Raw genomic sequence first — 24437 nt, forward strand, 5'->3', positions numbered from 1 at the left:
GCAATGAAGACGCGGAGCGAGAGGACGCCGACCTACGAGGGCCGCCCCTACGACCGACCCGAGGAGGAGCTGGTCGACCAGGGGCTCGCGTTCGACATCGGGACGCTGCTGAGCCGCCGGGGCGTCCTGCGGTACGCCGGGGTCGGGGCGGCCGCCGTCGGGCTGGCCGCGTGCGGTTCGAACTCCGACACCGGTGCCGCCGACTCGACCGGCGCCGACGACCTCACCGAGATTCCCGAGGAGACCGCGGGCCCCTACCCGGGCGACGGCTCCAACGGCGTCAACGTGCTCGAGGAGAGCGGCGTCGTCCGCAGCGACATCCGCTCCAGCTTCGGCACCGGCGGTGCCATCGCCGAGGGCGTGCCGATGACGCTCGAACTGACCCTCTACGACATGGCCGACGGCAACGCCGCCTTCGAGGGCGTCGCCGTCTACGTGTGGCACTGCAACCGCGACGGCGAGTACTCCATGTACGCCGAGGGCCTGGAAAACGAGAACTACCTGCGCGGTGTCCAGATCGCCGACTCGGACGGCGTCGTGCGCTTCACGAGCATCTTCCCTGCCTGCTATTCCGGTCGCTGGCCGCACATCCACTTCGAGGTCTACCCGGACGAGGACTCGATCACCGACAGCTCGAACGTCATCGCGACTTCGCAGATCGCGCTGCCCGAGGACGTATGCGACACCGTTTACGCCGAGGACGGCTACGAGCAGTCGGTCGAGAATCTCGCGCAGACCTCGCTCGATTCCGACAACGTCTTCAGCGACGACGGCGGCGAGTCCCAGATCGCGGCGGTGACCGGCGACGTCTCGAGCGGGTACACCGTGACTCTGCCGGTCGGCGTCGACACCGAGACTGAGGCCGGAGGCGGCGGGGAGGCGCCCTCCGGAGGGGGAGACGGCGGCGGGCCCGGCGGCGGCGAGATGCCCTCCGGCGAGCCGCCGTCGGGCGGACCGGGAGACGGCGACGCCTAGGACGAGCGCTCGGTCGGGCCCGGTCAGGCGGCACGGCGACATGGCAGGCGGCCCTGATCTCCCGGGCCGCCGCCGCTCGCCGACACGAATCAAACTTTACTCACGAGAAACCAAGTGGTCGGGTTCTGCTCCGATACTGCACATGCACTCCGAACCGGTTGAGCCTGGCATCATGTCCGAAGACCCCTCATTCACCGGGTTCGGTTGCGACAGCAGTGAAACCAGAGACGGAGCGTCAACATGGACATCTCTGAGCAGCGTGGACGGTATGATCGCGGGCTGGCGATCCTCCGGCGGCTCGGCGGCGAGGAGGAACCGGCTCTCCTGCGCGACCTGGCCGACATCGCCCCCGACCTCGGTCGACTCATCGTCGAATTCCCCTACGGCGACGTCTACTCCCGCCCGGCGCTGAGCCTGCGGCACCGCCAGCTCGCCACCATCGGCGCGCTCACCGCCCTCGGCCACGCCGCGCCCCAACTGCGATTCCACATCGGCGGCGCGCTCAACATCGGATGCGGCCGCACGGAGGTCGTCGAGGCGATCATGCACGTGGTCCCCTACGCCGGATTCCCGGCCTCCATCAACGCCCTCGGCGAGGCCAAGCGGGTCTTCGGCGAGCACGACGGCGATGCCGCCGCCGATCACCAGAGCCCCGGCACCTCCGAGGAGCGCTACGCGCGCGGCTGGAAGGCCCTGCGCGAGATCGACGGCGAGGCCGGCGAGGCGGTCATCGCGAGCCTGGAGGACATCGCGCCGGACCTGGCCCGCTACATCATCGAGTTCACCTTCGGCGACATCTACGTCAGGCCCGGGCTCGACCTTCGCGCCCGCGAGGTCGTCACCATCGCCGCCTGCACCGCCCTCGGCAGCGCGCTGCCCCAATTGAAGGTCCACGTCCACGGACTGCTCAACGTCGGCGGCACCAAGGACGAGGTGGTCGAGACGATCATGCAGATGGCCGTCTACGCCGGATTCCCGGCCGCGATCAACGCCATGAACGCCGCCCGGGAAGTCTTCGCAGCCCGGGAATGATCGAGCCGGGAAATGTCGGTCCCGTCCGTACCCTCGAAAGCACACTGCGTAGCCAGCGGGAAACCGAAAGGGAGGAGAGCGGAATGGGCGCACCGACACTGTCCGACCGCCGACAGGCCGAACTGATCGCGAAGGAGCTGGCCTTCGAAGCGATGAAGTGGCTGCTGCGCTGCGGCGGGGATGCCACGAGGCTGTCCGAGCTCGGCCGGGCGGCCCTGGCCGCGGAGGGGTGGCAGCAGTGGCTCCAGAAGTCCCTGCGCCGCCGCGGCACCACCATGCGGGAGCTGGCCGAGACCGACGACGAGGACTTTCGGGGCAGGCTCGACGCGGTCCAAGCGGCCATCGACGCCTACCTCCAGGCGAAGATCGCGCGCCGCAGCGGCCGGGAGGGGGTGATGCCCGGATAACCTGGCGGACTTGCTCAGCGAGGGCAGGTAGACCGACCCGCCGAAACTCCGGGCGCGAAGCGCGGACTGGAGTCGGGCGCCTGCACCGTCGGAAAGGAGGTCGATAGCCTCGGACGGACCGACGAACCGGTACGTACCGAACTCGTCCATCGGGAGCTTGATCATCGCGTCCGCTTCGATGTTGCCGCATTCGAAGACGATGTGGATCGCCGCCTTGGCGCGTTTGCGGGCCGGCGCCTCCCAATCGACGCTGAGCATTCGCCCCACGGCGAGCGTCAGCGCGGTGTTCCGAAGGATCTGGTCGCCGAGCGCGCAGTCCGGGCGCTCCTCTTCGCCGGCCTCGCCGCCGACGAGTGTCCAGGACGCGTTGCGGAGCGGCTTGAGGATGAGCACGCGCCCGGCACGGTCCGTAATAAGCGCTTCAACGCTCACCGATGGCATGGCACGGGATTCTATTGCACCCCGGCCCGGCCGTGGCGGCGGCGTTGAGCGCTAGGACAGCACGAAGCCGGCCGCGACCGCCAGCTCGCCGGCGATCTCGACGGCCTGGTCGGCGGTGATGAGCGAGCCTTTGAGGCTCATCAGGCCTTGGACTCCGCCCAACTCCGAGCGCCGGAAGTCGCATCCGCGCGCATTGGAGACGCGAGTGAAGTCGGCGCCCGGGAACGTGCAGTCGATGAAGACGGCCTTCGAGAGGTCGCCGAGGAACGTCGCCTCGGCGAAACGGCACCGTTCGAACACGACCGGACCCTTGGCGGTGCCGATCGAGAACCCGGCGAAGTCGGCGCGGCAGTCGGCAACGTACACATCGCTCGCCAAGGAGAACTGCGCCTGCAGTCCGACCAGCTGGCAGTCGGTGATCTCCAGCCGCCGCGCCGTCACCTGCTCCAGACGCGCGTTCGAGAGCACCGAGTGGTCGATGCCGGTGTCCACGATCTCCAGGGGAGACAGGACGGTCCCCGAGAAATCCGAGTTGCGGACGAGGCTCGACTCCAGAACGCCGTCCCCGATCCCCTCGGACCAGTCGACGCCGTCGAGCAGCCGCTCGCCGAACTCGAAATCGTGGTCGAGCTCCTCGTCGAGCGCCTCCAACCGCTCGGCTTCGATGTCCGGGCTCCGCATGGACCGGTCTTCGTCGATCTTCCTGAACTTCACGCGACCTCCTCGACTGTGATCAGCCGAAGCCTAGGCCAGACCGCCGACATCCGCCGGGCGTGAGGTCCTCGCCGGGCACGAGGCCGTCAGTCGAGATTCCGCCTGCGTCGTGCCGCGAACATGACGACCGCGCCCACGGTCAGCAGGGCCCCGGCCACTATGGCGGGTACGACCAGCGAGGTTCCGGTGATGGGCAGTCCTCTGGTGGAGTAGTGGCTCCCGCCTGCGGCGTCCGTGCCGGTTGTGCCGTCACTAGTGGGTCCGTCAGACGTTGGACCTTCGCTCGTCGGCCCGTCGGAAGTCGGTCCATCGCTGGTGGGTCCGTCGGAAGTCGGCCCGTCGGAAGTCGGGCCATCTGAGGTCGGGTCGTCGCTGGTCGGCCCGTCGCTCGTCGGCGATTCGGACGGGGTCGGGTCTACCTCGGTTTCGCAGCTCAGTTCCGCCGCGAACGGGAAGTGGTGCACCTCCCCGGAACTGGCGGCCGTCGTGCCGAGTACGGCGTTCGCCGCCACGATCTGGCCTTCGACGTTGGAGATGCTGAGGTCGGTGAAGTCGGCGTTCGGAGTGTAGACGCTGCCCTCGACGGTGTCGCCGCCCACGAGCGTCAGCTCGGCGGTGTCGCCGAAGTTCCACAGGATGTACGGCGCGTCCACCCCCGAGACCCCGGCCTGGCTCGCGACATCCCAATCGAGTACGCCATCGGTGGAGGAGGTGTCCACGTTGATCAGGATCGGCGTATCGGCCGTCGGCTTGTTGACGAAGGTCAGGTCCGACATGTTGTTGAGGTCGTCACCGGTCACGTTCAGGACGTTCGTCTCGCCCTCGGTCAGGGTGATGAATATCTGCCGACCCGGTTCGACCTCCCCTTTGGCGACCTCCGAGCCGCCTTCGCGGCTGTCGAACATGGTCACGGTGTTCGCGCAGCCGGCGAGCAGCTCCGCGTCGGCCTTCATCTCGGAGAAGGCCGTGGCGAAGTCGATCGGCGAGGACTCCACGGTGTCGGCGGGCTGCCTCACGGTCAGTTCCACGCGCGGCGCCGAGTCGTATCCGGCCCCAGAGGGAACGAGCCGGGTCGGCTGGCTCGCTCCGTTGGCGTCGGTGGTCTCCACGTCGGTGCCGGTGAGATCGCCGACTTTCGCGTACCCGTTGCTGTTGAGCACCTGGGCCGTCCCGGCAGAGGTGCTCTGCTCCCAGTCGACGGAGCCGCCGACGACCAGAGAGCTCGGGTTCGTGTCGTCCCCGTCGTAGAAGGTGGCCCTGCTGTGGATGTCGATCCTGTACGGGCCCTGCACGGCCAGGTCGCCGCCCGTCGCGAGCGGGCCCTCCATCTCGCTCTCGGTCAGGACCGTGTCGCCCTCGATGAACGCGTTGAAGCCGAGCGCCGGTGAGAGCGGATCGACCGTCACCTCCTGCGCGAGCGCCTGCGAGTTCATCATCGAGGCGGCCACCGCGATCGCCGTTGCGCCCACTGCGGCGCCGACGATGCCGGCGCGGGCGGCGAGTCTCCGATGGCGCGCGGTCATCGCGGCCGCTTGCTTCTTCACAGGTCCCCCTAATCGGACTATCACTTCAGGCAGGGGGAGCGCAGACCATATTAGAGGCGTTCCGGAAGTTTTTCGGCGGACCGGCGGTGTTGCGCCGAAATTCGTTCGGTCAAGCCGGGCGGCAGTCGGCCCAGACCTCCTCCGGATAGTCGAACTCGAACCGCCCGCCGGGCAGGAGCACGGGCTCCAGGCCCGCCAGGTCGATCGCGCAGTAGGCCGAGAACGGACCCTCTTCGTCCTCGAAGAGGTCGTAGGCCGTGGCCGTCAGGTGGACGCGGCCGGGCTCGACGGTCTCCACGGTGTACGAGCCGCCGTAGGCCGGATTCGTCGCGAACCGCACCCGCGGGTAGACGTCGACCTCCCAGGCAAGGTCGGTCGGGTCGAGGTAGTCGTCGGCGCCGTCGGTCAGGCCCCAGTCGGTCTCGGCCGAGAACGGGCAGCCCGCGGGGGACGGATCGGCGTTCTGGGCGCACACGTCGATCCAGTCGGCCAGGTCGGCGTTCAGCCGCTCCTCGACCGCGTCGTCGCCGATCAGGGCCTCGGCGAGCACCGGATCGAAGGAGTTCGCGAGCCCCGTGCGCTCGTTCGGCGCAGCCAGGAAGACCGGGGGCTCCGGATCGGACAGCAGGTCGTTGCTCTCGCCGATGGTGTAAGCGCCCGGGAACAGGGCGAACTCGGTGACGCCGGATTCGCCGGAGGAGGTTGGCTCCGCGGCGTGCCCGTTGAGCTCGAGTTCCGAGAGCCCGAAGCCGCCTCCGCCGCCTCGGGGCGTCATCGACAGGTGCGCGTACGGGTTGGTGATCAGGGCCTCGTCCTCGGACACCTCGAGTTGGAAGACCGCCTCGGCACTCTGGCCGCCCGCGGTGATCTGGGCGTGGACGCGGGTCCGCGAACGCGTCGGCTGCTCCACTGTGAACTCCCAGTCCGAGGACATGGCCTCGGCCGTCAGCCACGAGCTGTCGGCGGTCGAGTCGGGCTCGCGGATGTATTCGCGGGCCAGGTCGACGTCGCCGTCCCGCAGCGCGTCGAGGTAGGCGGTGACGACGTCGACCGGTTCGGTGTCGCCGTCGAGGGCGAGCACGGGCACGCCGATCGCCGCCACGAGGGCCGCCAGGACCGCCTCGGTCAAGATCGACCAGCGCCGGGGCCGGGCCCAGGCCAGGACGCGTCTCATGCGGTCCCCCTGCAGCTGTCGGTCTCGGGCGTGCCGAGCGGGGCGAGTCCGACCTCGTCGTCGCCTGAGAGGACCACGAGCAGTTCGCTGCCGACGAAGCGGCACGGCGTGGTGAACTCGATCCACTCGTCCCGGTCCTCGGTGCCGGTGCCGTGCAGTTCGAGCCGGCCCGGCTCGGTGAACCGCAATTGGAGCAGGTTCTGTCCGACCAGTTCGGGGTCGGCCTCGACGACGGCCGCCAGCGGGTATTCGACGAGGGTCCACTCGATGTCCTCGAGCTCCTCGAGCCGCTGGCCCTCGGGGGTGTCGACGTAGCCGTCGGTCGAGAAGGGGCACCCGGGCGGGGCCTGGAGGCGGTATTCCAGGCAGCGGTCGATCAACTCGTTGACCCGCGTCTGCACCGCCATCGCCTGTTCGGGAGTCGGCTCCGGGGCCGGGGGACTGACCGTGATCGCCTCGCCGTCGGCGTGGGCCTCCAGCACCGCGGTCGGTTCGCCGCCGTAGAACCGGTACACCCCTGGCAGCAGCTCGTAGGTCCACGGCTGGCCGACCAGCGTGGTGAGCATGTCGGTCGAGGTGCGGTCGTCGACCCGCTCCCCGATCCGGACGCTCAGCTGCGAGCCGGGCGTGACGGCGACCTTGACCAGTGGATCGGACAGGACCAGCTCCTCGTCGAAGCCCTCCCGGACCGTGAAATGCCCGACCGCGGTGCCGCCGTCCCGCCCGATCGTGGCCGTGACGTCGGTCTCCGAGGAGTAGCGGCCCTCCCGCTCGGTCACCTCGAGCACGTCCCAGCCGCCGTCGATCGCGTCCGGGTGCAGGAACGCCGCCGCCTCGCCGGTCGGGACGCTCGCGTCGGTGTAGCTCAGCGCCCGGTCGACCTCGCCCTCGCTCACCGCTTCGAGGAACGCCGCGACCAGCTCCGAAGGGCTGTCGGGCTCGTCGACGCCGTTCCAGACGGCGATAGGCACGAGCGAGAGGAGCGAGAACAGCACCACCCAGCCCAGGCGAGCGCTCTCGCGGCGGCTTCTCGGTATACCGGGATCGGGCATGTCGGGCACCTCGGGCTCGGGGGCGGGGATCTGCTGCCGATGCTAGAGCGGCCCCGCAATATTGACGGGTCCGACTATGGTTCGGAATCGGAACCGCCGATCCGGGAGGAATCGATGAGCGAGGAGCGACCTTGGGGCCTGTGGCCGGAGCTGCGCAGCTGGCCCGTGCCGGTCCAGATCGGTGCCGGCGCGCTGGCGCTCGCCATGATCGGTACCTCCTTCGCGCTGCCGGAGCTGGTCGGGCACGGCGACGTCGACGAATCGGACTGGCCGGACGGGGAGCTGCCCGCCGCGGAGGGGGCCATAGCCGCCGAAGCGGAGTCCGGAGGCTCCCCCGGCTCCGACGAATCGGCCCCCGACGGCGTCGAGCCCTATGGCGGCGATCCGCTGTGGTCGACGGAGCTGGGGACGGACGGCGGCACGGTCGTGCACCTCGACCAGGGGGCCCTGTTCCTCACCGACGAGGGGCTGCGCCTGGAGGACGGCGGCGAGAGGGTGTGGGAGCATCCCGTCGAGGAGTTCGGGCCCGAGGTCGGCGTGGCCGACGAGGTGGTGGTCGTCTCGGTCTCGATCGACAGCCTCTTCGAGGACGAGGACTACGAGTGGCCCGGCCGCGAGGACACCGTGGCGCTCGACCTGGAGACCGGCGAAGAGGTCTGGCGCGACCAGGACGCCTCGTTCGTGTCGGTCTACTCCGACGCGGTCCTGATGACCGAGTGCACCGGCGAGCAGGACGGGAACATCGGCGACTGCATCCTCTACGCGCGCGACCCACAGAACCTGGCGACCCTGTGGTCGACGCCCACCTACGCCAGCGCCCAGGCCGTCGGCGGCGGCACCTGGACCGGGGAGCCGGTGCCCGACCCGCTCCTGATCGAGTCCTACCCGAACGGCCACGAGGACCGGACGGTCACCGCCTACGAGGACGGGAACGCGCTGGCGAGCGTCCAGACCCACGACGGCTCCTTCGTCGCCGGGGACACGCTGGTCTTCTACGACGACTACGACGACAACCCCGCCGACGAGTGCACCGCGACCCTGACCGGCTACGGCCTGCGCGGCGGCGAACGGCTCTGGCAGATCGAGGCCGAGACCGCCAAGACCGAGGACCTGGTCAGCTGCGGCGGACTGGCCACCGTCCGGCCGCGCGACGGGATGCTGCCGCTGACCATCGGCGGCGAGGCCGCCCTGGTCGACCTCGCGACCGGCGAGACCGCCTGGACCGCGCCCGAGGCCGGGCGCGCAGTCGGGCTCGGCCCAGGAGCCGACGTGCTGGCGGTCGCCGTCGAAGGCGAGACCGACAACCTGGTCGCCTACGACGTCGAGTCCGGGGACGAACTGTGGACGGCCACCGCCTCGATCGGCGCCTCGACCCGGACCTCCGCGGTCGGGTCCACGCTGTGGGTCCACGGCTCGGCGAGCATGTGGGGCTGGAGCGACTACGGCGTGGTCGCCTACAACCTGGAGACCGGCGAGGGCCTGGCCCTGCCGGGGTCCGCCAAGGAGTTCCGGCCCGGCCAGATCGTCACCGTCCTCGACGACATCGACAGGACCACCCTCAGCGCCTGGCCAGCCGACCTGTGGGGCTGACCGGGCTCATTCCTCGGCCAGGACCTTGAGCACGACCGGGCGGGACAGGGTGCCGGCGACCCGGCGGGCGAGTGTCAGGTCGACGCGCCGCTACTGTTCAGGACAACGTCCCCGGACACCACACCTGGGCGAACTCTGATCGGGTCTGAATCCGGCTCACGGTTCGAAGCCGATGCAAGTGGTGTAGGGGACCTTCTCCATTCCGGAGGACTCATCGAAGGCGAACGCCACGGTCCCGTCCTCGGGCACCAGGGAGAGGCTCCAGATCGAGAAGTCGAACTCGCAGGTCGTCTCGAAGTCGACGCCGTCGCCATACATCACGGCGGTGAGCGTGTCTTCCGGGTTCACGGGTACCAGCGCGAACCCGTTTTCGGCCCAGGGAGACAAGACCATGATCTCGACCAGCGGGGTGGGGCCGGCGAGGCTCCACTCGGCTTCGTCGAAGTGCTCGACCGGACCTTCGTCGAGGTAGACGGGCGTTCCGTCGGGGATCCCGAACGGGCAGCCGGACGGATCGGGCTGCATAGCCTCCAAGCAGGCGGCGATCCGCTCGTCGACGAGCTGCTGCACCGCCGCGTTCCCGTCGGGTCCGGCGAACGCGCCGTCGAACTTGTAGGGCTCGGTCGAGGAATAGGCGTTGAACAGGTACGCCGTCCTGGGCTCGGTTCGGTCCTCGATCCCGGGCCATTCGAGGTCCAAGATTCCGGGCACGTCCTGGTAGAAACGGTACGAGCCCGGGAAGAGCCAGAAGTGGTCCCGAGCGTCCCTCGGAGCGATCACATCGTTCACTTGGAGATAGTCGAGGGCATCGGGGACGCCCGACGTGTTCACCGCCACGAAGGGGTCCTGAAGTTCCCAGTCTCCGCTCGACTGGTTGCGCACGACGGTGTACTCGTACTCGAACATGCCATCGAGGGTCGAGAATTCCGCAGTCACGTCAATGGTGGCCTCGTCGCTGTGGGTGCGCTCGGTGCCGGTGAGTTCCCAGCCGCCGCCGAGGGCCTCGGGCGCCTGGAATTCTGACCGCGGTGCGTTGTCGAGACCGTCCGGTGAAATCAGTTCCAGTGCGGCCTCAGCGTCCTTGTCCCGCAACGCGGCGAAGAATTCCTTCACGACCACCTGGGCAGGGTGCTCGCGAACGGAGTACCAGGCCATCCCGGCCGCGACGATGGAGGCGACCGTGATCGCGACCGTCCAGAGAACACGGCGTCTGCGTCGATCGTGGTCACCGTCGATTCGGCCCGCTTCTTGCTCACCGACTCCCGTCGGTGCACTTGGGTCGCTGCTCATGGCGTCTAGGCTCCTGGCGTGGGGTGTTCGACCCCATGCTAGGAAACGGACGCAAACCGCCGCAGGTGACGCCATCGGTCATCGATGAGCCGCGACAGGGCCATGAGAGAACGAGAACAGCGCCTGAACTGCGCCGAAGGTTGAGAATCGAACTAGATGTACTGGCCGACCGGCTGCTGCGGGATCGCCGCCTCGGACACGGTCGGGTCGGTGCCGCCCCGCCGGGCGTACAGCTCGGCCAGCGTCATCGGCTCGCCGACCGCCTCCCCGCCCAGCCAGTCGCTCGACTCCTCGGGCGAGAGCGCGTCGACCTCGATCTGCGCCAGGCACCTGCCCGGCCGCACCACCGCCGGGTGGAGCCGGTCGAGCCGTTCGTTCGTGGTGATCGCGACCATGATCTCCCGGCCCTGGCCCAGCAGACCGTCGGTCAGGTTCAGCAGCCTGGCCAGGGACTGGCCCGAGGCCTCCTTGGCCTCGCCGCGGATCAGCTCGTCGCAGTCCTCGAGGATCATCAGCCGCCAGCCGTCGCCCCGCTGCGAATCCTCGCCCAGGTGCAGGTCCATCTCCGAGCCGATGATGACCTCCATCAGGTAGGAGGGGTCGGCGAAGAACGCCTCCGGGTCGAGCACCGTGTCCACCTGGCACCACTCGGCCCATTCGCGGGCCAGCGCGCGCAGCGCCGTGGTCTTGCCCGTCCCCGGCGGGCCGTGCAGGAGTACCAGGCGGCCGACCACGTCCGAGGGCTGGGTCGACATGAGCTTGCCGAGCGCCGACCCGGCGTTCGAGGAGTAGTTCCGCTCGATCCCGCCCCAGTCTGGAGCCGTGATCGACCGCGTCGACCGGAATGGGCCCCGCGCCGACCGGTACCAGAACCCCATGTCCACCTTGTCGTCGCGTGGCTCCTCGGGCACTCCGGCCTGGTCGACCACGAACGAGGCGATCTCCTCGGCCCGCTCGCGGGTGGCGGCGGTCACCACCGCCTGGCCCGAGCCGTCCCGCCACCGCTGCGTCCGCAGCGTCCAGCCGTCCCCGCGCACCAATTGCAGGAACGACGAGCCGGAGATCGAGCGCACCAGTTCCCCGCCCTCGGGGATCAGCTCGAGATCGTCGCCGACCGCCTCCAGCGCGCGGACCACCGCGTGCGGCTGCGTCCCGGCCAGATAGGCGTCCAGGCTCATGAGGTTGAGCACGTTCGACGGGTCGTCCGATCCGTCGAGCGTGAAGTGCATGTTCCCGAGCGAGCCGCCCGTGCCCTGCAGCAGATTCATGATGTCACCGCGCTGTTCGATGATTCCCATTGCGTTCCAGCCTGCCTTACCCCCCTGACACGCCGGCTGCCCGGGCCAATGGGCCTCGCCAGGGAGTCCTATGAGATGAACGGCCCCACCCGGTGGGGCGTGAGCTGGAGCATTCAGCCATGCTGGGGTACGTGACCACGTCGACCGAGACCAGCGAAAACACCGCCGTCACCATACCCGATCCGGCTTCGCGCGGGCGCTCGGGATGGCGTGCGGCCGCGGTGCTGGCGGCGGTCGCGGCGGGCGCTGTCGCGGCCGTCATCGCGCTCGACGCCGGCGGGGCGATCCAACTGGAGGCCATCCCCGGTCTCAGCGCCGCCGACCCGGCCGTGACGTGGGCGGCCGGCCTGCTCAAGTACGCCTACGACCTGCTGATGCTCGCCTCGGTCGGCTGCACGGTCGCGGCCGCGATCTTCCTTCCCGGACGCGCCGAGGACCGCTCCAGGCTCTCGGCCCAGGCGTGGCGGTGGCTGCGGATCGGCTCGGTCGCGACCGGCCTGTGGGCCCTGGTCGCGCTCGTGCGGGTTCCGGTCGAATACGCCAACACCTTCGCGCTCGGATTCGACGACCTCACTCTTTCGGGTGCATGGTCGTACCTGACCCAAGCCGATCAGGGGACGAGCCTGGGAGCGACCGCGGCCTTGGCGCTCGCGGCCGCGGTCGTCGCGGCCCGCTCCTTCAAGGTCTCCTGGGCCGCCGCTGCCGCCGCGGCGGCGATCGGGGCGGCGCTGCCCCCGATCTTCACCGGCCACTCGGCGGCCAACGGCAACCACCAGATCGCCGTCGACGGCCTCATCATCCACGTCGTGGCCGCCTGCTTCTGGGCAGGCGGGCTGCTGGCGCTGTTCATCGCCCGCGCCGACCCGGCCGTGGCGGTGCGCCGGTACTCGGCCGCGGCCGCCTTCGCCTACCCGGCGGTCGGGGCCAGCGGCCTGATCGTGTTCGGGGCCAACGTCGACTTCTCCGACCTGTGGACCTCCGACTACGGGCGCATCGCGCTGGCCAAGGCGGCGCTGCTGGCGGTCGGCGGCCTCATCGGCTGGGCGCACCGGAGGCGCACCATCCCGGCGGTGAACGCCGGGGACCGGCGGGCCTTCTGGCGCCTGGCCGCGGTCGAGCTGGCGGTCATGGCCGTCGCGTTCGGCCTGGCCGCGTCCCTGTCGGTGACCCCGCCGCCCTCCGGCGAGCTGCCCGACCCGAACGCGGCATTCCTCGGGTTCGCCACGCCGGGCCCGATCACGTTCTCCTCGCTGATGCTCGACTGGTACCCGGCGGTGCTGGTGTGCACCGCTGCGGCGTTCGGCGTGGGCTTCTACATCGCCGGGGTGGTGCGGCTGCGGCGCCGCGGCGACGCCTGGCCGTGGATCCGGACGGCCATGTGGATCGCCGGGTGGGCGGTGGTGGTCCTGGTGACCTCGACCGGACTGGGCAAGTACGGACTGGTCCTGTTCAGCGCCCACATGGTCCAGCACATGGCCCTGAACATGCTCGCGCCGGTGTTCCTGGTCCTCGGCGCGCCGGTCACGCTCGCGCTGCGCGCGATCCGGCCGCGGCGCTCCGGCGGCCCCCGGGAGTGGCTGCTCGCGTTCGTCCACTCCCGCTTCGCCCGGCTCGTCTCCCACCCGGTCGTCGCCCTGGTCATCTACCTCACCAGCCTCTACATCATGTACTTCACCGGGATCTTCGAGTGGGCGATGAACTCCCATTTCGGGCACCTGCTGATGACCGGGCACTTCCTGGCCTCGGGGAGCCTGTTCTTCTGGATCGTCCTCGGCCCCGATCCCAAGCCGCGGCAGCTGTCGTACCCGGCGAAGGTGCTGCTGTACTTCGTGTCGATCGTCTTCCACGCCGTGTTCGGCCTGGCGCTGATGATGGGCACGGGCCTGATCGCCGAGACCTGGTACACCGGCCTGGCCGTCCCGTGGGTCGGCGACCTGCTGGCCGACCAGCGCACCGGCGGCGGCATCGCTTGGGCGTTCGGGGAGATCCCCAGCCTGATCATCATCGCCGTCCTCATCGGGCAGTGGACCCGCGCCGACGAGCGCGAAGGGCGCCGCCTCGACCGCATGGCCGAGCGGGCCAGCGCCTCCGGCCACCCCGAGGACGACCCCCACGAGGTCTACAACGCGTACCTGGCGAGCCTCGACCAGGAACGGCGCTGACGGCCCGGCGGCGGGACGTAAGCGGAACTTAAGGTCGTTTTCTGGACCGTCCCCTCGGAGCGGTCGTAGCCTCACAAAGATGAGCGACGCACACGCCCGCATGGCGACGCGGGCCGTCCACGCCGGCGAGCCGCGGCCGCCGCGGGGCGGCTCGGTGGTATTCCCGATCTACCCGGGCACGGTGTTCGAGTCCGAGCCGGGCGAGGACGCCGGCTATCTGCGCTACGCCAACACCCCCACCCAGGAGTACCTGCACGGCAAGCTCGCGGCCCTCGAAGGCGCCGAGGCGGCCGTCGCCACCTCCTCGGGCATGGCCGCGATCGCGGCGGTGCTCCACACCTTTCTGGCGGCCGGAGACCACGTGATCGTGGCCGGGAGCGTCTACGGCGGCACCGGGGTGCTCCTGACCGAGCAGGCCGAGCGGCTGGGCTGGCGGGTCACCTTCGCCTCGGCCGACGACCCGGCCGAGTGGGCCCGGGTGCTGCGGCCAGAGACGAAGGCGGTCTACGCCGAGTCGATCACCAATCCGCTCATCAGGGTCGGCGACCTGGCCTCGCTCTCCGGCTTCGCCCGCGAGCGGGGCCTGGCCTCGATCGTCGACAACACCTTCTGCACGCCGGTGGTGTTCCGGCCGCACGAGCTCGGCTTCGACCTGGTGTGCCACTCGGCGACCAAGGCGCTCAACGGCCACGCCGACGTCTCGGCCGGGGTCGTCACCGGCTCGGCCGACCTGGTCGAACGGGTGCGGCGGACGACGACGCTGTACGGGCCCTGCCTGGATCCGCACGCGGCGTACCTGCTGGCCCGAGGCATCAAGACCCTGGAGCTGCGGGTGCGGCGGCAGAACGCGAACGCGCAGGCGGTGGCCGAGTACCTGTCCGGGCACGAACAGATCGCCGCGGTCGCCTACCCGGGCCTGCCCGGCCATCCCGACCATGCGCGGGCCCGGGCCTGGTTCGACGGTTCCGGGTCGATGCTGGCGTTCCGGCCGGCCGGCGGCCTGGAGGCCGCCGAGGTGCTCATCAAGCAGCTGCGGCTGCCGTACGCGGCGCCCAGCCTCGGCGGGGTCGAGTCGCTGATCGCCCGCCCGGCCGCCGGGAACCGGGGCCGCGACGCGGACCGGGCGCCGACCGGCGTGCCGGAGGACCTGGTGCGGTTCTCGGCCGGGATCGAGGACACCGAGGACCTGCTGGACGACTTCGCTCAGGCCCTCGACGGCTGACTCAGGTGCTCCACTGCGGCACCGGGAGCGGCACGAACTTGATCCTGGTGCCGGGGCGGGCCTGGGCGCCCGCGGCCTGCGCGGCCGGTCCGACGACGCCGAGCACCGGGTAGCCGCCGGTGGTGGGGTGGTCGGCGCCGAACAGGATCGGCTGGCCGTTCGGCGGGACCTGGAGCGACCCGGCGACGATGCCCTCGCTCGGGAGCTCCCTGCCGCCCTCGGCAGGGGACAGGGTCGGGCCGCTCAGCCGCAGCCCGATCCGGTTGGAGTGCTCCGAGACCGTCCAGACCCCCTTGGTCAGTTCGGCGACCGTGTCCGGGGCGAACCAGTCCAGGCGCGGCCCCAGGTGCAGCTTCAGGACGATCTCCTCGGTCACTCCCGCCCACGGCGCGGGCCACTGCGTCGGCAGCGGCGGGTGCGCCGGGGCCGGGCCCAGCGGGATCGTGTCGCCGTCGGTCAGCGGCGCCGGGCCGAGCCCGGACAGCAGGCACGTCGAGTGCGAGCCCAGGCTCGCCTTCGGGTGCAGGCCACCGGAGAAGGCCAGGTAGGAGCGGACGCCGACCTCGGCGGGGCCCGCGTCGATCACCGAGCCGGCCGGGAGGTTCACCGGCTGGCCCCACGAGACCGGGTGCTCGTCCACGGTCACCGCGCACGGCGCCCCGCCGACCACGACGGTCACGTTCCGGTGGGCCCGGACCGTGCAGCCGGTCAGGGTCGTCTCCAGCGCGCACGCGCCGGTCGGGTTGCCCGCCAACTGGTTCGCCAGCCTCCACGAGGGGCGGTCGGCGGCGCCGGAGGGCGGGACGGCCAAGTGGGCCCAGCCCGCGCGCCCGGCGTCCTGGCAGGTCGTCAGCATCCCGGCTCGCAGGATCTCGATGTGGCTCACAGCCTCACCGCCACGAACCGGACCCGGGTGCCGGGCACCAGCAGGGCGGCGGGCTCGCGGTGCTCGTTCCACAGCCGCCCGGGGTTGGTCATCGTCGCGATCAGCTGCCAGCCGCCGGGGCTCGAACGCGGATACACGCCGGTATACGCCCCGGCGACGCCGACCGACCCGGCCGGGACCTGTTTGCGAGGGTCGTCCCGCCGCGGGGTGTGGCAGCGCTCCGGCAGGCCCTCGAGGTAGGCGAAGCCGGGGGTGAAGCCGCAGAACGCGGCCTCGTACTCGACCGAGGCGTGGATCTCGGCCACCTCCTCGACGCTCACCCCCCAGTGGCCGGCGACGGCCTCGATGTCGGGGCCGTCGTAGGCGATCGGGATCTCGACCGGCTCGCCGGACGGCTCGGACTCCTCGCCGAGCACCCAGTCGGGGATGTCGGCGGCCAGCAGTTCGGGCTCTTCGACCCCGTCGACCAGGACGGTGGTCGCGCCCGGGATCAGGTCGGTCGCCTCCAGGGCGCCGCTGACGCGGCGGGCCTGGAGCGCCCGGTAGCAGGCGCGCGCGGCCTCGCCGGTGCCGCAGTCGATGAGGACGCCGCGCGGCCCGGCCGGCAGCGGTTCGAGCCGCCCGAGCGGGGTCGCCTTGGTTCGCGCGGTCAATTGAATGCCTCCACTTTGATGCCTTTATCGTCCAATGCGGAGCGTACGGCGGCGGCCGTGCGGGCCGCGCCGGGGCTGTCGCCGTGGACGCAGATCGAGTCGGCCTCGACGCGGATGCGCTCGCCGCCCACCGCGGTCACCTCGCCCGAGGCCAGGTCCAGCGCCTGCGCCACCGCCGCTTCGGGTGTCAGCACCGCCCCCGGCTCGCCGCGGGGCACCAGGCGCCCGTCGGCGGTGTAGGCCCGATCGGCGAACGCCTCGGCGACCACGCGGATCCCCGTCTCCTTCGCGACCCGTTCGAGCGCGGTTCCGGCCCGGCACAGCAGCACCCCCACCGACGCGATGGCCATCCCCTCGGCCACTGCGCGTGCCTGGACCTCGTCCCTTCCGGCCCGATGATAAAGCGCCCCATGCGGCTTGACGTAGCGGACCGGAGTCCCGAACGCCTCGGCGAAGACGCGGAGGGCCCCGATCTGGTAGGCGACCTCGCAGGCCAGCTCGGCGGCGGGGACGTCCATCTCGCGTCGCCCGAATCCGGCGAGGTCCCGGTAGGAGACCTGGGCGCCGACCGACACGCCGCGCTCGGCGGCGGCGGCGCAGACGTCGCGCAGGGTGGCCGGATCCCCGGCGTGGAAGCCGCAGGCGACGTTGGCGCTGGTGACGACGCGCAGCAACGCGGCGTCATCGGTCAGCTCCCACCGCCCGAAACCCTCCCCCAGGTCCGCGTTGAGGTCCATGCGTCAAAGGTATCCGACTTGTCTTCGGAGACAGTGGTCGGTATGCTCTTGGAAAGCGCTATCATTGGAGGTTCCATGCCCACCCCGGCCCCCGCACCGCTGCTGACCGATCCCGTCCACGAGGGCCCCACCGACCCCACCGTCGTCTACGACCCCGACGGCGGCCGGTGGCACATGTTCTACACCCAGCGGCGCGCCGACGCACCCGACGCGGGGGTCGAATGGGTCCACGGCACCGCCATCGGACACGCCGTCGGCCCCGACGGCCGCGAATGGACCTACGCCGGAGCCCTGTTCGAGGACGGCGACACCTGGTGGGCCCCCGAGATCCTCCGCCACGACGGCACATGGCACATGTACGTCACCTTCCTCGAAGGCGTGCGAGGCGACTGGACCGGACCGGCCGAGATCCGCCACTACACCTCGACCGACCTCGTCGAATGGACCTACCGGTCCACCCTGGACCTCGACTCCGAGCGCGCCATCGACGCCGCCGTCCACCGCCTCGACGACGGCACCTGGCGCATGTGGTTCAAGGACGAGACCCGCGACTCCCACATCCACACCGCCGACTCGCCCGACCTGCTCGAATGGAAGACCACCGGGGCCGCCGTCGACGACCGCGGCCAGGAGGGCCCGACCGTGTTCGAGCTCGGCGGCGTGGGCTGGATGGTCACCGACGGCTGGTCCGGCCTGCTCGTCCACCGCTCCACCGACCTGCGCTCCTGGCACCCCCAGCCCATGCCGCTGCTGGCCGCCCCCGGCAGGCGCGCCTTCGACGAGGCCCTCGGCCACCACGCCATGGCCCTCCCGCAGGGCGACGACGAGGCCTACCTGTACTACTTCACCCACCCCGGCGGCGGGCGCCGCTCGGCCGTCCAGGTCGCGCGCCTGACCGTCCGCGACGGCTGGCTCCGCTGCGACCGCGACCACCCCTTCGACTACGCCCCCGACCCGGCCCGCACCCCGGCCTTCCGCGGCGGCGAAGCCTGATCAACCCCCGGCGGCCGAGGGAACATGTCTCGTACCTTCCCGAGTTCGGTGCTAGAACAGGCCCAGGACCGCGGCCAGGACGAACATGACCAGCACCGCCAGCACCCCGATGGCGATGTAGAGCAGCAGCTCGGGCCAGATGACGATGAGCACCACGGCGATCGCCGCCGCGATCGCGGCCGACACCCCGAAGATGCGCCAGCGGCCCGAGCGGGCCGAGGCCGCCTCGGCGCGCAGCTGCTGGTTGACCTTGGAGATGCTCGACGGGTTGGCCGGCATCGGCGTGGTCGACTGCCGGGTGTGCCAGTCCTCGTATCCGGGAGGGGGCAGCCTCTTCAGATCCGCCAGCAGCACGTCCAGCTCGGAGTAGACCTTGGCGCTCATGGCCGCGTCGATGCGCAACTGGTACTCGGTGACGTCGAGCCTGCCGTCCTCGACAGCCTGCCGCAGCTGGTCCAACACGAGCTGCCGGTCGGACTCCGAGGCGCGCATCTGATCGCGGTCCATCTGGGGCCACCTCCATCGTCGGGTGCAGGTTCAAGGATGCCAGCAAGCGGCAACATGCCGCACGAGACTTCCCTGTCGGCGCCGGACCTGCGACCATGTGGGGAATGGACGCGCACAAGGAAGTCGTCGTCGGCGTCGGGGCCGGCGCCGAGACCACCGACATGGTGCTCAACATCGGTCCCCAGCATCCCTCCACGCACGGGGTCCTGCGCCTGAAGCTGCGGCTCGACGGCGAGCGCGTGACCGCGTGCGAGCCGATCGTCGGCTACATGCACCGCGGCGCCGAGAAGCTCTACGAGGTGCGCGACTACCGGCAGATCATGCTCCTGGCCAACCGCCACGACTGGCTCTCGGCCTTCGGCTCCGAGCTGGGGGTGGCCCTGGCCGCCGAGCGGCTCGGCGGCATCGAGGTGCCCGAGCGGGCGGTGTGGCTGCGCATGGCGCTGGCCGAGATGAACCGGATCCTCAACCACCTGATGTTCCTCGGCTCCTACCCGCTGGAGATCGGCGCGATCACCCCGATGTTCTACGCCTTCACCGAACGCGAGAGCCTCCAGGAGGTGTTCGAGGAGGCCAGCGGCGGGCGCATCCACTACATGTACAACGCGGTCGGCGGCCTCAAACGCGACGTCCCCTCCGGGTGGGAGGACCGGGCCAGGGCCGCCCTCGACCGGGTCGAGCACGGCATGGAGCGGCTGGACAAGATGCTGCGGTACAACGAGATCTTCGCGGCCCGTACCAAGGGCGTGGGCGTCCTGGACCCGGCCGTGGCCGCCTCGTACGGCGTGACCGGCCCGGTCGCGCGCGGCTCTGGCCTCGACTTCGACCTGCGCCGCGACGAGCCGTACCTGGCGTACGGCGAGCTCGACGTGCCGGTGGTGCTGCGCGAGGAGGGCGACTGCTACGCCCGGTTCATGGTCCTGCTCGACCAGGTGAGCGCCTCGATCGACCTGGCCCGCACCTGCCTGGACCGGGCGGCGCCCATGGCCGGCCCGGTGAACGTCAAGCTCCCCAAGATCTTCAAGCCGCCCGTCGGGGAGACGTACGTGTGGACCGAGAACCCCTTGGGCGCCAACGGCTACTACCTGGTCAGCGAAGGCGACAAGACCCCGTACCGCCTCAAGCTCCGCTCGGCGTCGTATTCGAACGTGCAGGCCCTGTCGACCCTCATGACCGGCTGCCTGATCCCGGACATGATCGCCATCCTCGGCTCGATGTTCTTCGTGGTCGGCGACATCGACAAGTAGCCGCTACCCGCAGGAGGCGGTGATCTGGGGGATGCGGCGGTCGTCCGTTGTGGACCACCACCAGGTCTCGGCGCTGCCGCCTTCGGCGCAGTCGATTCGGGCGTAGGCGGTCAGGGCCGCGTCCGCGGCGTCGAGGCCGGGGTGGGCCGCGGCCAGATCGATCCAGTCGGGACGTTCGGCCGGGGAGAGGACGCCGAAGTCCGCGCCCGCGGGACGGCAGCCGGTGGAGACGCGGCCGATCAGCGAGGGGCCCTCGGATTCGGTCTCGATGTGGAGGCCGACGGTCAGGAACGAGCCGCTCGCGGTGCGGCGCCAGTGCTCGGCCGAGACCGGGCCCTCGACGCCGAGGTGGTCGGCCAGGTCGGCGGCGGCCTGCCGGAACGCCAGCTCGGGCTCGTCGGTGTAGACCTCGAAGGTGCGCAGGTACTCCACCCCGTCCCGCACCGGAGTGATCTCGCATTCCTGCGCCACGCCCGGTCCCACGGCGAACTCGAAGGCCGAGCCGGCCAGCGCCGAGGCGGCCACGCCCACGGCCGCGTCCGCGCCCGCGCGTCCCTCGGCGGCGTCGGCCTGCTCGCGGACCGTCGCCCGGTTCCCCAGGAACGCCGCGGCCACCAGCGCGACGGCCCAGACCGCGACGATCACGACCAGGCGCCGGCGCCAGACGGGGGAGAGCTCTGCGAACACGCCCATCAGTGTGCCGCATCGGGAACTGAGACGCTCGACACGATCGCCTCCCGGATGTCACACTTCGGGGCCGCGACCCGTCCTCTGGACATGAACCGAGCAGAGACCGCCGCGAGCGAGTTCGAGGAGCTCAGGCCCCGCCTGGTCGGCGTGGCCTACGGGCTGCTGGGCACCGTCGCCGAAGCCGAGGACGCCGTCCAGGATGCCTGGATCCGACTCCAGGGCTCCGACCTCGACGCGATCGAGGACCTCACCGGCTGGCTGGTCACCACCACCTCCCGGATCGCCCTGGACGTGCTGCGCTCGGCCCGGCGCCGCCGCGAGGCCTACGTCGGGCCCTGGCTGCCCGAACCGGTCGAGACCGCGCCGGACCCGGGCGACTCGGTCGGCCTGGCCGACTCCATGTCCTGGGCGATGCTGGTGGTCCTGGAGACGCTCAGCCCGGCCGAGCGCGCCGCCTTCGTCCTCCACGACGTGTTCGGGCTGCCGTTCGACCAGATCGGCACGGCGCTCGGCCGCAGCCCGGCCGCCTGCCGCAAGCTCGCCAGCCGGGCCCGCGAGCACATCGAGGACCGCCAGCCGCGCTTCGACGTCGACCCCGAGGCCCACCGCGAGATCGTCCAGGCCTTCGGTGAGGCCGCCGCGTCCGGCGACATGGACCGGCTGCTGAGACTGCTGGCCTCCGACGCGGTCTTCACCTCCGACGGCGGCGGCGTCGCGCGGGCGGCCCTCCAACCGATCCACGGCGCCGACAAGATCGTCCGGTTCCTGGCCGGAACCTCCATGAAGTACGCACCGCCGCAGGTCAAGGCCACCGTGATCAACGGCAATCCCGGCCTGCTGCTGTTCCACGAGGGCCGGATCGCAACCGTCATGGCCCTCGGCATCCGCGACGGCCGCGTCGCCACCGTCGACGTGGTCCGCAACCCCCGCAAGTTCCACGGCCTGCGAACCACCCGCAGCGCCGAATGAGGAAGGGATACACCATGGAAGCCCGAATCGACATCATGGCCACCGAGCTCGGCCAGAAGTTCTACCGCAAGTTCAACGCCGCCACCCAGGTGCTGTACGAAGCCCAGCTCCCCGAAGCCGTCCCCAACTTGATGCTGCTGCGCGCCAGCCAGATCAACGGCTGCGGGTTCTGCACCGACATGCACAGCAAGGACGCGCTGGCGGCCGGCGAGGCCGCGCAGCGGCTCCTGCTGGTCTCGGCCTGGCGCGAGGCCACGGTCTTCACTGAGGAAGAGCGCGCCGCACTGGCCCTCACCGAGGAGGCGACCCGCATCGCCGACGCCGACACCGGCGTCAGCGACGAGGTCTGGGACGAGGCCCGCAGGCACTTCGACGACGAACAGCTCGCGGCGCTCATCTTCACGATCGTGATGATCAACGGCTACAACCGGATGAACGTCGTCGCCCAGACCCCGGCCGGCTGGTACGAGCCGGGCATGTTCGGCTGAGTAGCCGAAAGGAACACCCACACGAAAAAGGCCGGGACGCATTGTGCGTCCCGGCCTTTCGGACTGGGTCAGGAGCTGAACCTACCCGGTCGGTCTTTAGCGGCTCACCGCCAGCTTGGTCTCGTTGAGGCCCTGTTCGGCCTTGACCTCGCCGGTGGCGTCACCGAAGCGCGAGAGCGCCCGCAGGGTCCACTCGCCGGGCGCGGCGAAGAAGCGGAACTGCCCGTTCTCGCCGGTCACCACCTCGGCGGTGAACTCTCCGGAGCCGTCGAGCAGGCGCACGTAGGCGCCTTGGACGAGCTCTCCCTCGTCGTTGACGACCGTTCCGGTCAGCACGGTCTCCTTCTCGATGTCGACCGACGCCGGCAGGGCGGCGTCTTGGTCGGGCGCAGCGCAGCCGTCAGACATGGTGTTTCCTTTCCTACCGTCGCCGGATCACTTCTCGCCGGGTTCGTCGCCGAGCGCGATCGGCACGCCGACCAGCGAGCCGTACTCGGTCCAGGACCCGTCGTAGTTCTTGACGTCCTCGTAGCCGAGGAGCTCGCGCAGTGCGAACCAGGTGTGGCTCGAACGCTCCCCGATGCGGCAGTAGGCGATGGTCGCCTTGTCCTCGTCCAGGCCGGCCTCGTCCACGTAGATCTCGCGGAGCTCGTCGTTGGACTTGAAGGTGCCGTCCTCGTTGGCGGCCTTGGACCACGGGACGCTCAGCGCGGTCGGGACGTGGCCGGCGCGCTGGGACTGCTCCTGCGGCAGGTGCGCCGGGGCCAGGAGGCGGCCGGCGTACTCGTCGGGGCTGCGGACGTCGATGAGGTTCTTGGCGCCGATGGCGGCCTCGACCTCGTCGCGCTTGGCGCGCAGGTCCCAGTCGAGCGGCTGCGCCACATAGGTGGTCGCTTCGCGCTTGGGGGCCTCGGTGGTGACGTCGCGGGCGTCGAGCTCCCACTTCTTGCGGCCGCCGTCCAGGAGCTTGACGTCCTGGTGGCCGTAGAGCTTGAAGTACCAGTAGGCGTAGGCGGCGAACCAGTTGTTGTTGCCGCCGTAGAGGACGACGGTGTCGTCGTTGGCGATGCCGCGCTCACTCAGCAGCGCGGAGAACTGCTCTTGGTTGACGAAGTCGCGGCGGATCGGGTCCTGGAGGTCGTCCTTCCAGTCGATCTTGACCGCGCCCTTGATGTGTCCGGTGTCGTAGGCGGAGGTGTCCTCGTCGACCTCGACGAACACCACGCCGGGGGTGTCGAGGTTCTCTTCCGCCCAATCGGCGGTGACCAGCACGTCTTCACGAGCCATAGTTGTGTTCTCTCCTGAACGTCGTTGAGTGTGAACGAAGTTGATGTAACTGGGTGCGTGGCGGCCCGGTACGCGCTCGGTTCAGAACACAATGAGCAGGAGGAAGCCGGACAGAGAAATGTCCGGGGATGCGTTGAAGCCTTGCTCTTAATTTGCGCACGCTGGGCCGCTAAGCGGCGACTGCTACGAGCAGCCGCCTAGGGCATTCGACACAGCGTCGTCGCGATCCTGCAGAAGTCGATCGCGCGCCGCTTGGTGAGCATCGGCTTGCGCATGGGCAGAACGCTAGCAGACTTCTCGGCTGGTGGCCACATCCCTCTCGGCATGCGGTACGCGTCGGGTCGCCTCAGGTGAGGTCGACGTCGGTCGCCGAGCCGGCGACCTCCATCGTCCCGTCAGAGAAGGAGATCTCGGTCAGTTCGATGCCGTAGGGCAGTTCGGGCAGGTCCAGGGTGGTGTTGAGCTGGGACGTGTACTCCTCCAGCAGCGCCTCGCCCTGGGGCGGCAGCGCGCCGCCGTCGGCCAGCTCGAACTCGCCGGTGACGATCTCCAGGGCGTTCCCGGCGAGGGCGATCCGCCCCTCGGTGACGAGGTCGAACCGGATGCCCTCGACCTCGGCGGTGGCCTCGAGGCGCACGGTCCCGTCGTCCTCGACGGTCGCGTCGATGTCGACGAAGTCGTCGACGAGGCTCGAGAGCGAGTCGAGCGCGATCGAGCCCTCGGCGTCGACGGTCGCGGCGGTGATCCGGCCGGTGCCGTCGGCCAGTTCCCGCCAGTCGGCCTCGATGTCGCTGGCGACCAGGTCGAGCTCGGGGAAGACCAGGCCGTCGGCGCCGACGTCGCTCAGGGTGATGTCGATCTGCTCGAGTTCGCCGCCGAACACCTGGGTGACGAAGGGCCAGCCGTGGATGGTGACGTCGGGCCGCTGGTCGGAGTAGGCGCCGTGGTCGGCGGCGGTGTCGGCGACCTGGGAGGCCACCTGCCGCTCGGCGACGGCGTTCGCGACCCGGTCGAGCAGGGCGACCAGGGCGACGACGATGACCAGGGGGATGAGGACGCGGCGGAGGATCTTGCCCACG

24 protein-coding genes are annotated in these 24437 nt (G+C 70.4%); 10 read left to right on the top strand and 14 right to left on the bottom strand.

Features of this window, described 5'->3' with window-relative positions; genetic code table 11:
• Positions 1 to 3 precede the first annotated feature (3 nt).
• The 3 genes from JFB92_RS01295 (at position 4) to JFB92_RS01305 (ending at position 2414) form a co-directional block, all read left to right on the top strand.
• On the top strand, positions 4 to 975 hold the full coding sequence (locus JFB92_RS01295) for an intradiol ring-cleavage dioxygenase (protein ID WP_199034120.1): 972 nt from the start codon (positions 4 to 6) through the stop codon (positions 973 to 975).
• Between the two features lie 240 nt (positions 976 to 1215).
• Positions 1216 to 2007, top strand: coding sequence for a carboxymuconolactone decarboxylase family protein (locus JFB92_RS01300; protein WP_199034122.1), 792 nt, complete (start codon positions 1216 to 1218; stop codon positions 2005 to 2007).
• An 83-nt stretch (positions 2008 to 2090) separates the two neighbouring features.
• On the top strand, positions 2091 to 2414 hold the full coding sequence (locus JFB92_RS01305; RefSeq protein ID WP_199034124.1) for a hypothetical protein: 324 nt from the start codon (positions 2091 to 2093) through the stop codon (positions 2412 to 2414).
• 492 nt (positions 2415 to 2906) lie between these two features.
• Here the strand turns inward: JFB92_RS01305 and JFB92_RS01310 are convergent, their stop codons facing one another.
• From JFB92_RS01310 to JFB92_RS01325, 4 genes are all read right to left on the bottom strand, one after another.
• Positions 2907 to 3569, bottom strand: a complete 663-nt coding sequence (locus JFB92_RS01310; protein WP_199034126.1) for a pentapeptide repeat-containing protein — start codon at positions 3567 to 3569, stop codon at positions 2907 to 2909.
• 86 nt (positions 3570 to 3655) lie between these two features.
• On the bottom strand, positions 3656 to 5113 hold the full coding sequence (locus tag JFB92_RS01315) for a choice-of-anchor A family protein (protein ID WP_199034128.1): 1458 nt from the start codon (positions 5111 to 5113) through the stop codon (positions 3656 to 3658).
• A 109-nt stretch (positions 5114 to 5222) separates the two neighbouring features.
• On the bottom strand, positions 5223 to 6287 hold the full coding sequence (locus JFB92_RS01320; RefSeq protein ID WP_199034130.1) for a hypothetical protein: 1065 nt from the start codon (positions 6285 to 6287) through the stop codon (positions 5223 to 5225).
• The gene (locus JFB92_RS01325) at positions 6284 to 7339 is read right to left on the bottom strand and encodes a hypothetical protein (RefSeq protein WP_199034132.1); all 1056 of its coding nucleotides are present in this window, start codon (positions 7337 to 7339) and stop codon (positions 6284 to 6286) included. The genes JFB92_RS01320 and JFB92_RS01325 overlap by 4 nt, the downstream gene beginning before the upstream one ends.
• A 114-nt stretch (positions 7340 to 7453) precedes the next feature.
• Between JFB92_RS01325 and JFB92_RS01330 the strand changes: the two genes are divergently transcribed.
• Positions 7454 to 8929, top strand: a complete 1476-nt coding sequence (locus JFB92_RS01330; protein ID WP_199034134.1) for an outer membrane protein assembly factor BamB family protein — start codon at positions 7454 to 7456, stop codon at positions 8927 to 8929.
• Positions 8930 to 9085: 156 nt separating this feature from the next.
• On the opposite strand, the gene JFB92_RS01335 is transcribed toward JFB92_RS01330, so the two are convergent.
• Entirely contained in the window at positions 9086 to 10219 is a 1134-nt protein-coding gene (locus JFB92_RS01335; RefSeq protein ID WP_199034136.1) for a nuclear transport factor 2-like protein, read from the bottom strand.
• A 152-nt stretch (positions 10220 to 10371) separates the two neighbouring features.
• Entirely contained in the window at positions 10372 to 11517 is a 1146-nt protein-coding gene (locus JFB92_RS01340; RefSeq protein WP_199034138.1) for a DUF5925 domain-containing protein, read from the bottom strand.
• Positions 11518 to 11648: 131 nt separating this feature from the next.
• Here JFB92_RS01340 and JFB92_RS01345 point away from each other — a divergent pair, with 131 nt between their 5' ends.
• The gene (locus tag JFB92_RS01345) at positions 11649 to 13679 is read left to right on the top strand and encodes a bifunctional copper resistance protein CopD/cytochrome c oxidase assembly protein (RefSeq protein ID WP_199034140.1); all 2031 of its coding nucleotides are present in this window, start codon (positions 11649 to 11651) and stop codon (positions 13677 to 13679) included.
• Positions 13680 to 13758: 79 nt separating this feature from the next.
• Positions 13759 to 14901, top strand: a complete 1143-nt coding sequence (locus JFB92_RS01350; protein WP_199034142.1) for a trans-sulfuration enzyme family protein — start codon at positions 13759 to 13761, stop codon at positions 14899 to 14901.
• Between the two features lies 1 nt (position 14902).
• On the opposite strand, the gene JFB92_RS01355 is transcribed toward JFB92_RS01350, so the two are convergent.
• From JFB92_RS01355 to JFB92_RS01365, 3 genes are read right to left on the bottom strand one after another with little or no spacing between them, the layout of a single operon-like run.
• Positions 14903 to 15787: a 5-oxoprolinase subunit C family protein gene (locus JFB92_RS01355; protein WP_199034143.1), complete on the bottom strand. Its 885-nt coding sequence runs from the start codon at positions 15785 to 15787 to the stop codon at positions 14903 to 14905.
• Complete coding sequence (locus JFB92_RS01360; protein ID WP_199034144.1) at positions 15784 to 16440, bottom strand: 5-oxoprolinase subunit B family protein; 657 nt, start codon at positions 16438 to 16440, stop codon at positions 15784 to 15786. Before JFB92_RS01360 ends, JFB92_RS01355 begins: the two co-directional genes overlap by 4 nt.
• A complete protein-coding gene (locus tag JFB92_RS01365) occupies positions 16437 to 17177 on the bottom strand; it encodes a LamB/YcsF family protein (protein WP_199034145.1) in 741 nt (246 codons plus the stop codon). The genes JFB92_RS01360 and JFB92_RS01365 overlap by 4 nt, the downstream gene beginning before the upstream one ends.
• A 75-nt stretch (positions 17178 to 17252) precedes the next feature.
• Between JFB92_RS01365 and JFB92_RS01370 the strand changes: the two genes are divergently transcribed.
• Positions 17253 to 18170 carry a glycoside hydrolase family protein gene (locus tag JFB92_RS01370; RefSeq protein WP_199034146.1) on the top strand — a complete coding sequence of 306 codons (918 nt, stop codon included), beginning with the start codon at positions 17253 to 17255 and terminating at the stop codon, positions 18168 to 18170.
• A gap of 51 nt (positions 18171 to 18221) precedes the next feature.
• Here JFB92_RS01370 and JFB92_RS01375 read toward each other — a convergent pair whose 3' ends face one another.
• Positions 18222 to 18677 (bottom strand): DUF1707 SHOCT-like domain-containing protein, encoded by a 456-nt coding sequence (locus tag JFB92_RS01375; protein WP_199034147.1) that lies wholly within the window; start codon positions 18675 to 18677, stop codon positions 18222 to 18224.
• A gap of 95 nt (positions 18678 to 18772) precedes the next feature.
• Between JFB92_RS01375 and JFB92_RS01380 the strand changes: the two genes are divergently transcribed.
• Positions 18773 to 19924, top strand: a complete 1152-nt coding sequence (locus tag JFB92_RS01380) for an NADH-quinone oxidoreductase subunit D (protein ID WP_372451553.1) — start codon at positions 18773 to 18775, stop codon at positions 19922 to 19924.
• A 3-nt stretch (positions 19925 to 19927) separates the two neighbouring features.
• Here the strand turns inward: JFB92_RS01380 and JFB92_RS01385 are convergent, their stop codons facing one another.
• On the bottom strand, positions 19928 to 20611 hold the full coding sequence (locus JFB92_RS01385) for a hypothetical protein (protein WP_199034149.1): 684 nt from the start codon (positions 20609 to 20611) through the stop codon (positions 19928 to 19930).
• A 90-nt stretch (positions 20612 to 20701) separates the two neighbouring features.
• On the opposite strand from JFB92_RS01385, the gene JFB92_RS01390 reads away from it, so the two are divergent.
• Together JFB92_RS01390 and JFB92_RS01395 are read left to right on the top strand one after the other, a co-directional pair.
• Positions 20702 to 21583, top strand: a complete 882-nt coding sequence (locus tag JFB92_RS01390) for a sigma-70 family RNA polymerase sigma factor (protein WP_199034151.1) — start codon at positions 20702 to 20704, stop codon at positions 21581 to 21583.
• A 14-nt stretch (positions 21584 to 21597) separates the two neighbouring features.
• A complete protein-coding gene (locus JFB92_RS01395) occupies positions 21598 to 22071 on the top strand; it encodes a carboxymuconolactone decarboxylase family protein (protein ID WP_199034153.1) in 474 nt (157 codons plus the stop codon).
• 96 nt (positions 22072 to 22167) lie between these two features.
• Here JFB92_RS01395 and JFB92_RS01400 read toward each other — a convergent pair whose 3' ends face one another.
• From JFB92_RS01400 to JFB92_RS01410, 3 genes are all read right to left on the bottom strand, one after another.
• The gene (locus JFB92_RS01400; RefSeq protein WP_199034155.1) at positions 22168 to 22479 is read right to left on the bottom strand and encodes a DUF1416 domain-containing protein; all 312 of its coding nucleotides are present in this window, start codon (positions 22477 to 22479) and stop codon (positions 22168 to 22170) included.
• A 27-nt stretch (positions 22480 to 22506) separates the two neighbouring features.
• A complete protein-coding gene (locus tag JFB92_RS01405; protein WP_199034157.1) occupies positions 22507 to 23358 on the bottom strand; it encodes a sulfurtransferase in 852 nt (283 codons plus the stop codon).
• 346 nt (positions 23359 to 23704) lie between these two features.
• A complete protein-coding gene (locus JFB92_RS01410) occupies positions 23705 to 24436 on the bottom strand; it encodes an LmeA family phospholipid-binding protein (protein ID WP_199034159.1) in 732 nt (243 codons plus the stop codon).
• Position 24437: the final 1 nt, after the last annotated feature.

It is taken from the genome of Glycomyces salinus (assembly GCF_016428645.1).
GTDB classification, from domain to species: domain Bacteria; phylum Actinomycetota; class Actinomycetes; order Mycobacteriales; family Micromonosporaceae; genus Glycomyces; species Glycomyces salinus.

Excerpts from the sequence above, each read along its gene's own strand:
- JFB92_RS01350 (WP_199034142.1), top strand. The coding sequence starts at position 13,759 with ATGAGCGACGCACACGCCCGCATGGCGACGCGGGCCGTCCACGCCGGC.
- JFB92_RS01405 (WP_199034157.1), bottom strand. The coding sequence starts at position 23,358 with ATGGCTCGTGAAGACGTGCTGGTCACCGCCGATTGGGCGGAAGAGAAC.
- JFB92_RS01375 (WP_199034147.1), bottom strand. The coding sequence starts at position 18,677 with ATGGACCGCGATCAGATGCGCGCCTCGGAGTCCGACCGGCAGCTCGTG.
- JFB92_RS01330 (WP_199034134.1), top strand. The coding sequence starts at position 7,454 with ATGAGCGAGGAGCGACCTTGGGGCCTGTGGCCGGAGCTGCGCAGCTGG.
- JFB92_RS01325 (WP_199034132.1), bottom strand. The coding sequence starts at position 7,339 with ATGCCCGATCCCGGTATACCGAGAAGCCGCCGCGAGAGCGCTCGCCTG.
- JFB92_RS01305 (WP_199034124.1), top strand. The coding sequence starts at position 2,091 with ATGGGCGCACCGACACTGTCCGACCGCCGACAGGCCGAACTGATCGCG.
- JFB92_RS01365 (WP_199034145.1), bottom strand. The coding sequence starts at position 17,177 with ATGGACCTCAACGCGGACCTGGGGGAGGGTTTCGGGCGGTGGGAGCTG.
- JFB92_RS01320 (WP_199034130.1), bottom strand. The coding sequence starts at position 6,287 with ATGAGACGCGTCCTGGCCTGGGCCCGGCCCCGGCGCTGGTCGATCTTG.
- JFB92_RS01380 (WP_372451553.1), top strand. The coding sequence starts at position 18,773 with ATGTGGGGAATGGACGCGCACAAGGAAGTCGTCGTCGGCGTCGGGGCC.
- JFB92_RS01300 (WP_199034122.1), top strand. The coding sequence starts at position 1,216 with ATGGACATCTCTGAGCAGCGTGGACGGTATGATCGCGGGCTGGCGATC.
- JFB92_RS01335 (WP_199034136.1), bottom strand. The coding sequence starts at position 10,219 with ATGAGCAGCGACCCAAGTGCACCGACGGGAGTCGGTGAGCAAGAAGCG.
- JFB92_RS01395 (WP_199034153.1), top strand. The coding sequence starts at position 21,598 with ATGGAAGCCCGAATCGACATCATGGCCACCGAGCTCGGCCAGAAGTTC.
- JFB92_RS01295 (WP_199034120.1), top strand. The coding sequence starts at position 4 with ATGAAGACGCGGAGCGAGAGGACGCCGACCTACGAGGGCCGCCCCTAC.
- JFB92_RS01340 (WP_199034138.1), bottom strand. The coding sequence starts at position 11,517 with ATGGGAATCATCGAACAGCGCGGTGACATCATGAATCTGCTGCAGGGC.
- JFB92_RS01400 (WP_199034155.1), bottom strand. The coding sequence starts at position 22,479 with ATGTCTGACGGCTGCGCTGCGCCCGACCAAGACGCCGCCCTGCCGGCG.
- JFB92_RS01390 (WP_199034151.1), top strand. The coding sequence starts at position 20,702 with ATGAACCGAGCAGAGACCGCCGCGAGCGAGTTCGAGGAGCTCAGGCCC.
- JFB92_RS01370 (WP_199034146.1), top strand. The coding sequence starts at position 17,253 with ATGCCCACCCCGGCCCCCGCACCGCTGCTGACCGATCCCGTCCACGAG.